The sequence below is a fragment of the Nocardia exalbida NBRC 100660 genome (assembly GCF_000308575.1).
Classification (GTDB): Bacteria; Actinomycetota; Actinomycetes; order Mycobacteriales; family Mycobacteriaceae; genus Nocardia; species Nocardia exalbida.
Genome location: NZ_BAFZ01000034.1, coordinates 95,269 through 107,636, shown reverse-complemented (window position 1 = coordinate 107,636; position 12,368 = coordinate 95,269). Strand labels below are relative to the sequence as shown.

At 69.2% G+C, this 12,368-nt stretch carries 12 protein-coding genes; 6 read left to right on the top strand and 6 right to left on the bottom strand.

The annotated features are described in order from the left end of the window. Nucleotides 1–174: 174 nt before the first annotated feature. Nucleotides 175–816: a mycothiol-dependent nitroreductase Rv2466c family protein gene (locus ON29_RS07460; protein WP_040865409.1), complete on the bottom strand. Its 642-nt coding sequence runs from the start codon at nt 814–816 to the stop codon at nt 175–177. A gap of 179 nt (nt 817–995) precedes the next feature. On the opposite strand from ON29_RS07460, the gene ON29_RS07455 reads away from it, so the two are divergent. The 4 genes from ON29_RS07455 (at nt 996) to ON29_RS07440 (ending at nt 4,663) form a co-directional block, all read left to right on the top strand. Beyond that, complete coding sequence (locus tag ON29_RS07455) at nt 996–2,228, top strand: NAD(P)/FAD-dependent oxidoreductase (RefSeq protein WP_040865408.1); 1,233 nt, start codon at nt 996–998, stop codon at nt 2,226–2,228. A 109-nt stretch (nt 2,229–2,337) separates the two neighbouring features. Beyond that, entirely contained in the window at nt 2,338–2,739 is a 402-nt protein-coding gene (locus tag ON29_RS07450) for a YciI family protein (RefSeq protein WP_174371789.1), read from the top strand. Continuing rightward, nucleotides 2,736–4,001 carry an RNA polymerase sigma factor gene (locus tag ON29_RS07445; RefSeq protein ID WP_051174961.1) on the top strand — a complete coding sequence of 422 codons (1,266 nt, stop codon included), beginning with the start codon at nt 2,736–2,738 and terminating at the stop codon, nt 3,999–4,001. Before ON29_RS07450 ends, ON29_RS07445 begins: the two co-directional genes overlap by 4 nt. Nucleotides 4,002–4,186: 185 nt before the next feature. Then, complete coding sequence (locus ON29_RS07440) at nt 4,187–4,663, top strand: NUDIX hydrolase (RefSeq protein ID WP_040865407.1); 477 nt, start codon at nt 4,187–4,189, stop codon at nt 4,661–4,663. Between the two features lie 3 nt (nt 4,664–4,666). On the opposite strand, the gene ON29_RS07435 is transcribed toward ON29_RS07440, so the two are convergent. Then, the gene (locus tag ON29_RS07435; protein ID WP_040865406.1) at nt 4,667–5,503 is read right to left on the bottom strand and encodes a phosphoribosylaminoimidazolesuccinocarboxamide synthase; all 837 of its coding nucleotides are present in this window, start codon (nt 5,501–5,503) and stop codon (nt 4,667–4,669) included. A gap of 219 nt (nt 5,504–5,722) precedes the next feature. Here ON29_RS07435 and pepN point away from each other — a divergent pair, with 219 nt between their 5' ends. Further along, complete coding sequence (pepN, locus tag ON29_RS07430) at nt 5,723–8,305, top strand: aminopeptidase N (RefSeq protein ID WP_040865405.1); 2,583 nt, start codon at nt 5,723–5,725, stop codon at nt 8,303–8,305. A 53-nt stretch (nt 8,306–8,358) separates the two neighbouring features. Here pepN and ON29_RS07425 read toward each other — a convergent pair whose 3' ends face one another. From ON29_RS07425 to ON29_RS07410, 4 genes are all read right to left on the bottom strand, one after another. Next, nucleotides 8,359–8,823 (bottom strand): DUF5130 domain-containing protein, encoded by a 465-nt coding sequence (locus ON29_RS07425; protein WP_040865404.1) that lies wholly within the window; start codon nt 8,821–8,823, stop codon nt 8,359–8,361. Further along, nucleotides 8,810–9,088, bottom strand: a complete 279-nt coding sequence (gene ctaJ, locus ON29_RS07420) for an aa3-type cytochrome oxidase subunit CtaJ (protein ID WP_040865403.1) — start codon at nt 9,086–9,088, stop codon at nt 8,810–8,812. Before ctaJ ends, ON29_RS07425 begins: the two co-directional genes overlap by 14 nt. Before the next feature lie 103 nt (nt 9,089–9,191). Beyond that, a complete protein-coding gene (locus ON29_RS07415) occupies nt 9,192–10,796 on the bottom strand; it encodes a glycoside hydrolase family 13 protein (RefSeq protein ID WP_051174960.1) in 1,605 nt (534 codons plus the stop codon). 217 nt (nt 10,797–11,013) lie between these two features. Then, nucleotides 11,014–11,418, bottom strand: coding sequence for a globin (locus tag ON29_RS07410; RefSeq protein ID WP_040865401.1), 405 nt, complete (start codon nt 11,416–11,418; stop codon nt 11,014–11,016). Between the two features lie 243 nt (nt 11,419–11,661). Between ON29_RS07410 and ON29_RS07405 the strand changes: the two genes are divergently transcribed. Further along, a complete protein-coding gene (locus ON29_RS07405; protein ID WP_174371788.1) occupies nt 11,662–12,366 on the top strand; it encodes an HNH endonuclease in 705 nt (234 codons plus the stop codon). Nucleotides 12,367–12,368 lie beyond the last annotated feature (2 nt).

The following is a 12,368-nucleotide window of genomic DNA, read 5'->3' as shown; positions in this document are numbered from 1 at the left end:
CGCTGCGCGACCGCAGCAGGCACGGGAAGTTGTTCCTGCGTCCGGCGCCGCCCGCTGGCGCGAACGTGCCCGCGGGCGGCTACGCGAGCTCCTACGGTCAGCTACCGGCGAGCCCGCCGAAGTCCGTGCTGTGACGATGCGCGGGTGCCGCACGCCGGCACCCGCGCACGGTGCTCAGTCGAACGACGGATCTTCCGTCCGCGTGCGCTTCAGCTCGAAGAAGTGCGGGTAGGACGCCAGTGCCACGGCGCCGTCCCAGACTTTGCCCGCCTCCTCGCCGCGCGGGATCCGGGACAGGACCGGGCCGAAGAACGCGGTCCCGTTGATGTGGATGGTCGGGGTGCCGACATCCGGCCCCACCTTGTCCATGCCCGCGTGGTGGCTCTTGCGCAGCGCCTCGTCGTAGTCGGTGCTCTCGGCGGCCGCGGCCAGCTCGGCGGGCAGGCCCACCTCGGCGAGCGAGTCGGCGATCACCGCGGTGAGGGACTCCTCGCGGCTCTCGCGTTCGTACTCGGCACGCCGGTTGTGGATGCGCGTGCCCATGGCGGTGTACAGCGGCAACAGGACCTTGTCGCCGTGCTCCTGCGCCGCGGCGATCGCGACGCGGACCGGACCCCAGCCCGTGGCGAGCAATTCCTGGTACTGCGGGGGCACGTCCTTGCCCTCGTTCAGTACCGACAGGCTCATCACGTGGAAGCGGGCTTCGATGTCACGTACCTGCTCGACCTCGAGAATCCAGCGGGACGTGATCCAACACCACGGGCACAGCGGGTCGAACCAGAAATCGACGACGTCCTTGGTGGCTTTGTCGGTCACGGGCGGCTTCCTCTCGATCACATCTGGACGGACGGCGGACACACTCGGCCGCCCTACCGAGCAACCACGGCGGCTCGCGATTCGTTCCCATCCGCGGGGCCGTTTTCCCGAGCGCCGCGCACGGCTGCCAGTAGGGTTGGTCGGCAGGAGCTTGGTTCCCTTCGGAGAAGGAGTCCGCGATGAGTTCTGACCGGCGTTTCGTCATCGTCGGCGGCGGGCTGGGCGCGGCCAAGCTCGCGGAAACGTTGCGCGCCAAGGACTTCGACGGAACCGTGACGCTGATCGGGGCCGAGGAGCACTTGCCCTACGAACGGCCGCCGCTGTCGAAGGAGCACCTCGCGGGGAAGAAGTCGCTGCCCGAGTTCACCGTCGTTCCCGCGCAGTGGTACCGCGACCACCACGTCGAGGTCCGCCTCGGCACCACCGTCACCGGCCTCGACCCCGCGGCGAAGACGATCACCCTGCCCGACGATTCCACCCTGCCCTACGACAAGCTCGCCCTCGCCACCGGTTCGACGCCGCGGACGCTGCCGGTTCCCGGCGCCGACGCGCCCAACGTGTACACGTTGCGGACCATCGAGGATTCCGACACCTTGATCGAACTGTTCGGCAGCGCGCGCCGGATCGTCATCATCGGAGCGGGCTGGATCGGCCTGGAGGTCGCGGCGGCAGCGCGCTCGGCCGGGGTCGAGGTGACCATCGTCGAACGCGCCGACCTACCGCTGCTGGCGGTACTCGGCCCGGAGATGGCCCAGGTCTTCGCCGACCTGCACCGCGCCAACGGTGTCGATTTCCGGTTCGGCGCTCAGGTCGACGCGATCACCACCGAGGAGGCCATCGCCACCGACGTCGCCAACGGCGTCCGGCTCGCGGACGGCAGCACGATCGAAGCCGACGCGATACTGGTCGCCGTCGGCGCGCGCCCGAACGTCGATCTGGCCGCCGATGGCGGGCTCGCGGTGGACGACGGCGTGCTCGTCGACGAACGCCTGGCCGCCAGCGATCCGGATATCGTCGCGGTCGGTGACATCGCGGCGCAGCAGCACCCGGTCCTCGGCAGGCGGATCCGGGTGGAGCACTGGGCGAACGCACTCAACCAACCCGCGGTCGCCGCCGCGACCATGCTCGGCGAGCAGGCGGCCTACGACCGGCTGCCCTACTTCTTCACCGACCAGTACGACCTGGGCATGGAGTACACCGGGTTCGCCGCACCGGGTGAATACGCCAGGGTCGTCGTGCGCGGCGATACGACGGCGCGCGAGTTCGTGGCGTTCTGGCTGGACTCCGGCAACCGGGTGCTCGCCGGGATGAACGTGAACATCTGGGACGTGACCGACCGGATCAAGGAACTGATTCTCGCGGGCGATCCGGTCGACCCGGAGCGGCTGGCCGACACCACCACCGAGCTGTGACGTGGATCACCGACGAGTTGTGTCGAATCCGCGCGCGTGCCTCCGACCTGCTTGCGAGCGCCACCGGGGCGCTCCACGCGGCCGGAGGCCGGAAAAGAGGACACGAATCGTGAAGTACATGCTGCTGAAGACCTACGGACCTACCGCGTACTGCGACACACCGATCAACGAATGGTCCCCGGAAGAAATCCGAGCGCACATAGACTTCCAGCGCGCGCTGGGTGCGCAGCTGGCCGAGGCGGGCGAGCTGGTGGACGCGCAGGGGTTGGCCGGGCCGGACGAGGCACGGATCGTCAATTCCGACGGCCGGTCGGCGCCGGTGGTCACCGACGGGCCTTTCCCGGAGACCAAGGAGTTCCTGGCCGGGTACTGGATCGTCGACGTGGACAGCCCCGAACGGGCCTACGAGATCGCCGCGCAGGCCTCCGCCGCACCCGGTCCGGGCGGTAAACCGATCGGCGAGTACATCGAAGTTCGCGCGGTGATGGGCGCCCCCGCCACCGAGCAATGAGCGACCGGCGTGCGGTGCCCGACGACACACCGCTCCCGGCGAGCACCGAGGACCTGCTGCGCGCACTGGCGCCGCAGGTCCTCGGAACGCTCCTCCGCCGCTTCGGCGACTTCGACACCGCCGAGGACGCGTTACAGGAAGCGCTGCTGGCGGCCGCGACCCAGTGGCCGAAGGAGGGCTTGCCGGACAATCCACGGGCCTGGCTGATCCAGGTCGCGCAGCGCCGCATGGCCGACGCCGTGCGCGCGGAGGTGGCCCGGCGGCGCAGGGAGACCACCGCCTTCGACCGCGAGGTGACCGACGCCGTTCCGGTGGACCACGACGACACGCTCACCATGCTGTTCCTGTGCTGCCATCCGGCGCTGTCGCCCGCCGCCGCCATCGCGTTGACGCTGCGCGCGGTGGGTGGCCTGGGCACCGACCAGATCGCCCGCGCCTTCCTGCTGCCGGAAGCGACCATGGCGCAGCGGATCACCCGGGCGAAGAAGAAGCTGGCCACGGTCGAGCGGCCCTTCGCGCAGCCGGGTGACCGGCGGTGGCGGGAGCGGCTCGGCGCTGTCCTGCACGTGCTGTACCTGATCTTCAACGAAGGCCACACCAGCAGCTCGGGGCACACGTTGCAGCGGACGGACCTGTCCGACGAGGCGATCCGGCTCACCAGGGCGGTGCACCGGCTGCTGCCCGAAGACCCCGAGGTCACCGGCCTGCTCGCAGTGATGCTGCTGACCGACGCCCGGCGCGCGGCACGCACCGGCCCGCACGGCGAGCTCATCCCGCTGGCCGAGCAGGATCGCGCGCTGTGGAACCGGGCGCTGATCACCGAAGGAACGACTCTCGTCACCGGCACGCTCGCCGGCGGCCTGCGTGGCCCCTATCAGATCCAGGCGGCCATCGCGGTCCTGCACGCACAGGCCGCGCGTGCCGAGGACACCGAGTGGGCCAAGATCCTGGCGCTCTACGACCGGCTCGAACAGCTCTCGGACAATCCCATGGTCACGCTCAACCGGGCGGTGGCGACGGCGATGGTGGCGGGACCGCAAGCCGGTCTCACGCTGGCCGAGACCCTCGACGACCGGCTGCCGGGGACCCACCGGCTCGACGCCGTACGCGGCCACCTGCACGAGATGGCCGGTGCGGTGGACGCGGCCATCGCTTGCTACACCAAAGCCGCCGCCCGCACGACGAGCGTCCCCGAGCGCGACTACCTCACGATCCGCGCGGCACGGCTGCGCCAGGGAACGCGGGCGAATCTCGGCGGGTGAGGCGGATGTCGAGGCTTCGCACATCCACGGTCTGCGTCGTGCGATCCGGGCGGCTCGACATGCGAGCGATCCGAAGCCCACGAGCGGCGGCGACGGGGCGTTCCCCGCGTAACGGCTGCTCCGGCGACGCGCCCGGCATGACGGCCGAGCACGCTCGGCCGAGCACGACCGGGCAGACTACGCGTGTGGCAGGCAGACACAGTGCGGGAGTCCTTCTCTTCCGCCGGAACTCCGACGGCGCCGTCGAGGTGTTGCTCGGGCACATGGGTGGTCCGTTCTGGGCGCGAAAAGACCTGGGCGCATGGTCGATTCCGAAGGGCGAGTACGAACCGGAGACGGAGGACGCGCGAGCCGCCGCGAGCCGCGAGTTCACCGAGGAACTCGGACTTCCGGTCCCGGACGGCACGTGGCGGCCGCTGGGCGAGATGCGCTACAGCAACGGTAAGAAGGTTCTCACCGCTTGGGCCGTCGAAGGCGATCTCGACCCCGCCGCCGTGGCGCCGGGAACCTTCGAACTGGAATGGCCGCCGCGCTCCGGCCGGTTCGCGCAATTCCCGGAGATCGATCGCGCGGAATGGTTCGACACGGCCACCGCGCGCGACAAACTGGTGGCCGGCCAGCGGCCCTGTCTGGACCGGCTGGCCGAGTTGCTCACCGACTGAGCGTTACCGCGGCACGCCCGCCCAGGTCCGGCCGGTGATGAGTTCGTAGGCCTCGACATACTTCTCGCGCGTCGCCGCGACGACATCGGCCGGGATCTCCGGGCCGGGCGCCTCCTTGTTCCAGCCCGTGGAGGTGGACCAGTCACGAACGAACTGCTTGTCGAACGAACGTTGCGCGCGGCCCGGCTCCCACTCGTCGGCGGGCCAGAAACGCGAGGAATCGGACGTGAGCACTTCATCGCCGAGGGTGAGCACGTCACCGTCCCAGCCGAATTCGACCTTGGTGTCGGCGACGATGACACCCCGTTCGGCGGCGTGCGCGGCCCCGCGGGTGTAGAGGTGCAGGGTCAGCTCGCGCAGCCGCTCGGCGACCTCGCGCCCCTCCTGGTTCACCACGTCCGCGAAGGTGATCGGCTCGTCGTGCCCCTCGGACGCTTTGGTGGTCGGGGTGAAGATCGGCTCCGGCAGCTGGTCGCCCTCGCGCAGTCCGGGCGGCAGCGCGACCCCGGACACCGAGCCCGTCCGCCGGTATTCCACCAGGCCCGACCCGGTCAGGTAACCGCGCGCGATGCACTCCACCTGCACCATCTTCAACGGCTTGACCCGGATGCCGCGACCGGCGAACTCCGCGGGCACGTCGGTCGCGGAGACCACGTGATCGGGCACGTCGGTGAAGTACTCGAACCACCAGTTCGACAGCTGCGTCAGCAGTGCGCCCTTGTCCGGGATCGGGGTGGGCAGCACCACGTCGTACACCGACACCCGGTCGGAGGCGACCAGCAGCAGCGTGTCGCCGTCCTCGTACAGGTCACGCACCTTCCCGGCGTGCACATGCTTCAACGTCGAGCCTCCGAATCCGTGGTGGTGAACCTGTGCTGTACCAGGCACAATACCGCCGTCCCCGAGCACGGCCGCCGCGCCGCCCGGGTCGCACCGCCGTCCCGGCGCGCAGGAGGGCCCGATCATCGAGATTTGTCGGGAAAGTCCCGCGCGGCCCGCTACGCCGAGGTGGCATTGTGGGTGTCGCCCGTGCCAGTTCTTCGACCCCGAAGGAGCCTTATGTCCGCACCCAATCTCACTCGCGACCAAGCGATCGAACGCGCCGCGACAGTGTCGGTCGAGAACTACCGCGTCGAGCTGGACCTCACCGATGGCGCGGGCGAACCGGGCGAGCACACCTTCTTCTCCCGCAGCACCGTGACCTTCACCGCGACGCCGGGCGCGAGCACGTTCATCGACATCGTGGCGCGCGGCGTGCGCTCGGCGGTGCTCAACGGCACCGCGCTGGACGTCTCCGACTACGACGAGTCGACCGGGATCACGCTGACCGGCCTCGCCGAGCGCAACGAGCTGGTGGTGGAGGCCGACTGCGAGTACTCGCACACCGGCGAGGGCCTGCACCGGTTCGTCGATCCCGCCGACGAGGCCGTGTACCTGTACTCGCAGTTCGAAACCGCCGATGCCAAGCGCATGTTCGCCTGCTTCGACCAGCCGGACCTGAAAGCCACCTTCGACCTCGCCGTCACCGCACCGGAGGACTGGCAGGTCATCTCCAACGCCGCCGTCGTGCAGACGCTCGCGCCGGAGCCGGGCAAACACGTCTTCCGCACCACCCCGAAGATGAGCACCTACCTGGTCGCGCTCATCGCGGGCCCGTACGCGCAGTGGACCGACGTCTACACCGACGAGCACGGCAACATCCCGCTGGGCATCTACTGCCGCGCCTCGCTGGCCGAGTACATGGACGCCGAGCGGCTGTTCACCGAGACCAAGCAGGGTTTCGGCTTCTACCACCGCAACTTCGGCGTGCCGTACGCGTTCGGCAAGTACGACCAGCTGTTCGTCCCCGAGTTCAACGCGGGCGCGATGGAGAACGCGGGCGCGGTGACCTTCCTGGAGGACTACGTCTTCCGGTCCAAGGTCACCCGGGCGTCCTACGAGCGCCGCGCCGAGACCGTGCTGCACGAGATGGCGCACATGTGGTTCGGCGACCTGGTCACCATGAAGTGGTGGGACGATCTGTGGCTGAACGAGTCGTTCGCCACCTTCGCGTCGGTGCTGTGCCAGTCCGAGGCCACCGAATACGCCAGCGCGTGGACCACGTTCGCGAACGTGGAGAAGTCCTGGGCCTACCGGCAGGACCAGCTGCCCTCCACCCACCCGATCGCCGCGGACATCCCCGATCTCGCCGCGGTCGAGGTGAACTTCGACGGCATCACCTACGCCAAGGGCGCCAGCGTCCTCAAGCAGCTCGTCGCCTATGTCGGCCTGGAGCCGTTCCTGGCCGGTCTGCGCGCGTACTTCGCCGATCACGCCTACGGCAACGCCACCTTCGACGACCTGCTGTCGGCGTTGGAGAAGTCGTCCGGTCGCGATCTGTCCACGTGGGGCGCGCAGTGGCTCAAGACCACCGGGTTGAACATCCTGCGCCCGGACTTCGAGGCGGACGCCGAGGGGAAGTTCGGCTCCTTCGCGGTGGTGCAGGAAGGCGCGCAGCCCGGCGCCGGTGAGCGGCGCGTGCACCGCCTGGCCATCGGCGTGTACGACGACCAGGACGGAAAGCTGGTGCGCACGAAGCGCGTCGAGCTCGACCTCGACGCCGCCGAACGGACCGAGGTGCCCGAGCTGGTCGGCGTGCCGCGCGGCAAGTTCGTGCTGGTCAACGACGACGATCTCACCTACTGCTCGATCCGCCTCGATGCCGATTCGCTCGACGTGCTGGTCAACCGCATCGCCGACATCGCGGAGCCGCTGCCGCGCACGCTGGCCTGGTCGGCGGCCTGGGAGATGACCCGCCAGGCGGAGTTCCGCGCCCGCGATTTCGTGGCGCTGGTCGAGCGTGGCGTTGGCGCCGAGACCGAGATCGGCGTGGTGCAGCGGCTGCTGATGCAAGCCAACACCGCGCTGAGCAGTTACGCCGATCCCGAATGGGCCGCGGCCACGGGCTGGCCGGAATACGCCAACCGGCTGCTGGAGCTGGCCCGCGAAGCCGAGCCGGGCTCCGACCACCAGCTGGCCTTCGTCAACGCGCTGACCGGCGCGAAGCTGTCGGCCTGGCACACCGAGGTGCTGCGCGAACTGCTCGACGGTGATCCGGCGAAGGTCGGGCTGCCCGGCCTGGTCGTCGACACCGATCTGCGCTGGCGGCTTCTCGCCGCGCTCGCGGCGGCGGGCGAGGTCGACGCCGACGGGCTGGACACGCCGGTCATCGACCAAGAGCTGTCCAACGACCCGACCGCGGCGGGCAAGCGGCAGGCGGCCGCCGCGGCGACGGCGCGTCCGATCGCCGAGGTGAAGGAGCAGGCGTGGGCGACGGTGATGGGCGACGACTCGGTGCCCAACGTCACCGCCCGCTCGATCGTCGGCGGCTTCGCGCCCGCCGGACAGGGTGAGCTGCTCACGTCCTACGTGGAGCGATATTTCGCCGAGGTCCCCGGCGTCTGGGAGCGCCGCTCCAGTGAAGTCGCCCAGACCGTGGTGGTAGGCCTCTACCCGCACTGGGCGATCAGCGAGGACGCGGTGGCCGTCGCGGACAAGTTCCTCGCGGGCGACCACCCGCCGGCGCTGCGCCGCCTGGTCAGCGAAGGCAAGGCGGGCATCGAACGCTCGCTGCGCGCCCGCGCCTTCGACGCGCAGCCGTAGCCGGAACCGGCGCTCCACCCGATCGGGTGGAGCGCCGGACTACGACAGCGAAACTACCTGCCGATCGCGGCGGCCATCACGCGCACCGCGGAGACCACGCCATCGATCAGCTGGCCCTGCCGGAACGAGCTCAGCGCGGCGGTGACGCCGAGCTGGCAGACGCGATCGTTCGCACGGTCGGCGACCGCCTTGCCCGAGCGCACCTCGATCGCCTTCTCGTTGGGCGAGACGGCGATCAGCACCGAGTGCGCCGCCTCGGGCGTGCCGGGGAAGATCGCGTCCGCGGCCGCGGCCGGGTCCTCGCCCAGATCGCCGATGTAGACGTTGAAGCGCACCTTGGTCGCGCGAGTCGCCTCGGTCAGCACGTTGTCCATGGTGAGCCGCTCTTCATCGTTGAACGGCGCTTCCTTGAACACGTCGCCCGCCTCGTGCACGCCGGAGACGCGCCCGCTGGTGGTGATGGCGTATCCGTGCGGCAAATCGGCTTCGACCACCGCGGGCCACTTAGAACCTGCCACTTGCCCGTCCTCCGATCAGCTCCACCGCGGTGGACTCGATGGCCGCATGCTGTCCATGCGGCGTTTCCGGAAAGTGGTGACCCGAGCCGATCACCTCTTCAGTGGCACTCCACAGCACCGGCGGCTGGGTCCACTTCTGGCCGAGGGCGAAGTGGACCGGCTTCTCGCCAGGCAGCGGCTTACCGAGGAACGACAATCCGGCGATCACGCCGTAGATCACCAGCGGGATGCCGGCGAAGATCAGCACTGTCTCGAGAATGCTCACGGGTCAAAGGTAGACGATCCTCTGTAGTAGTTCTCCGTCCGGTCGCGCCGGAATGCCGTCCGAGTCGACGGCACCGCCGCCGAGCTGGGAGTTTCGCCGTGTCTCAGACCAACCAGGCCGCCGCGTTGGGCGGCAGCTGGCCGCCCTCGGCCTGCGCGCTGGCCAGCAGGACGTCTCCCGGCGGTAGCTGGATGGGCGCGTCCGAGGCGTTGAGCACGCAGACCAGTCCGCCCGGTCGGCGGAACGCGAGACAGCCCGGCGGGCTGCCGTACCACTCGACCCGGTCCCCGGCGAACTCCGGACGCAGCGAGCGCAGCTCGATACCGAGGCGGTACAGCGACAGGGTGGACCCCAGCTCCTCGAGCTGAGCCTCCACGGTCAGCGGCGCCCAGTCCGGCGGCATGGGCAGCCACGGCGTTCCGGTGGTGAACCCGTACGGCGGCGAGGCGCCCTCCCACGGCAGCGGCACCCGGCAGCCGTCCCGGCCGCGCTGGGTGTGCCCGGAGCGCTCCCACACCGGATCCTGCAACACATCGTCCGGCAGGTCGTCGACGTTGGGCAGCCCCAGCTCGGAGCCGTTGTAGATGAACACCGCACCGGGCAGCGCCAGTTCCAGCAGGATCATCGCCCGAGCGCGCGCGACGCCGAGCGCGCCGCCGCCGTACCGGGTGACCTCGCGCTCGATGTCGTGGTTGGACAGCGTCCAGGTGGGGACGGCGAAGACCGGGGCGACGGCGGCGAGCGAGTTGTCGATCGCGTCGCGCACCGCCTCGGCGTCGAACGACGATTCCGCGAGGCGGAAGTTGAACGCCAGGTGCAGTTCGTCGGGGCGTACGTACTCGCCGAAGCGGGTGTTGTCGTTCACCCACACTTCACCGATGGTCACCGCGTCGGGGTATTCCTCGACCACCTTGCGGATCCGGCGGTGGATGTCGTGGACGGCGGGGTTGTTGAACCGCGGGTCGCTGTCGTCGTGCGCCAGCAGGGCCGAGACGGACAACTGGGGCATGTCGGGCAGACCGTCCGGCTTGGCCATGCCGTGCGCGACGTCGATCCGGAACCCGTCCACCCCCCGGTCGAGCCAGAACCGCAGCGTCTGCTCGAAATCGGCGGCGACCTCGGCATTCGACCAGTTCAGGTCCGGCTGTTCCCGGGCGAAGATGTGCAGGTACCACTGGCCGGGCGTGCCGTCGGGCTCGGTGATCCTCGTCCAGGCCGGGCCACCGAAGATGCTCGGCCAGTTGTTGGGCGGCTCGGCGCCGCCGGGTCCACGGCCGTCGCGGAAGATGTACCGGTCGCGTTCCGGGCTGCCGGGAGCCGCGGCCAGTGCCGCGCGGAACCACGGATGCCGGTCGCTGGTGTGGTTGGGCACCAGGTCCATGGTCACCCTGATCCGGCGGGCGTGCGCCTCGGCGATCAGCGCGTCCATCGCGGCGAGTCCGCCGAAGAGCTGATCGATGTCACGCGGGTCGGCAACGTCATAGCCACCGTCGGCCATCGGCGAACGCATCACGGGGCAGATCCACAGCGCGTCGACCCCGAGCAGTTCGAGATAGCCCAGTTTGTCCCGGACTCCCCCGAGATCGCCGACCCCGTCTCCGCTCGAGTCCGCGAAAGATCTCGGATAAACCTGGTAGAACACGGCCGACCGCCACCACGACTGAGTGGTGGGATCCACCGGCGCCGTTACGGCTGGTGCATCACTCACATCCGCAATAGTGCCAAAGTTTCGACGCGAAAGCCTTCAGGCGAAATGAGCTTTCGAATCGCGGGCAAATGTTCAGCAGCGACCTGCGCCGAGGCGAAAAACCCTGCTCTACACCGTCTCTCAGGCGCAATGCCTCCGTCACCCTGCGTTCACCAGCGAATCCGTCGTCACCACAACGCGGTAGAAAACACACTGCCGCCCCAGGGCGAACGCATTGTCAGAACGGGGCGTTCACCAAGGAGTTGGCGGCCATCTCCAAGTAGTCCAGCAGCGCCTTGCGATGCTCGTCATCCAGGGTTTCGGGCTCGATCTCGGCGACCGCGATGCGCATACACCGCAGCCATGCGTCCCGCTCGATGGGTCCGATGGTGAACGGCATGTGCCGCATGCGCAGGCGAGGGTGGCCGCGCTCGTCGGAGTAGGTGCGCGGACCGCCCCAGTACTGCTCGAGGAACATTCGCAAGCGTCGCTCCGCCGGGCCGAGATCCTCCTCCGGATACAGCGGGCGCAGCACCTCGTCGGCGGCCACCTCGCGGTAGAACGTCGCGACGAGCCGCTGGAACGTCCCCGCCCCACCGACCGCCTCGTAGAACGACGTCGCCGTCTGCTCGCCCGAAGTCATAGACCCTCTCGATTCACCGGATGCGCCGCTGTCCATTGTGCCCGCGCGCGGGGACTGCCGCCGCACTGCCCTCGCGCTGCCGCTCGGCAACCGGAACATCGCGCTGAAATGGCACTTCAGCCACAGTTAACCGGACATTGTTGAAAATCACCGTGCAATGCCCGACATTCCATGGTCAACTGGGTGACAGTCTCTGCTTTGCAGATACCACATGATCCTGCCAATCATGAAATCGAGGTCGAGATGAAGCAGCGGCACAGCGCCCGATCACACGAGGCGCGAGCGCACCGACAACTCCAGCCCGCCGACGTCCACAATCGTGGGTCGGGGGCTACTCCGCTGCACATCGTGTCCGACCATCATCCGGGTGGACATCGTGGCCATCACGACCACGGACCCCGCCCCACCGCCCCGCCCACCGAGGGCACGAACTGGCTCAAGACCAGGGTGTTGCTGTTGAACGCCACCTACGAGCCGCTCACCGCTCTGTCCGCGCGCCGCGCGATCGTCCTGCTCATCTGCGACAAGGCCGACGCCATTCATCACAGTGACGAAGGGCCGGTAGTCCACTCCGCCGAGACGGCGGTGGCCATCCCCTCCGTGATCCGCCTGCGCAGCTACGTCCACGTCCCGTACCGCGCCCGGGTGCCGATGACCCGCGCCGCCCTCATGCACCGCGATCGCTACCGCTGCGGTTACTGCGGCGGCAAGGCCGAGACCATCGATCACGTCATCCCGCGCAGCCGCGGCGGGGAGCATTCCTGGGAGAACTGCGTCGCCAGCTGCGCGCCGTGCAACCACCGCAAAGCCGACAAGCTGCTCAGCGAGCTGGGCTGGACGCTGCGAGCCCCGCTGGTCTCGCCGAAGGGCCCGCACTGGCGCCTGCTGTCCACCACCGCCGAACTCGACCCCGTGTGGTTGCAGTATCTCGGCGAAGGCGCCGCCTGACC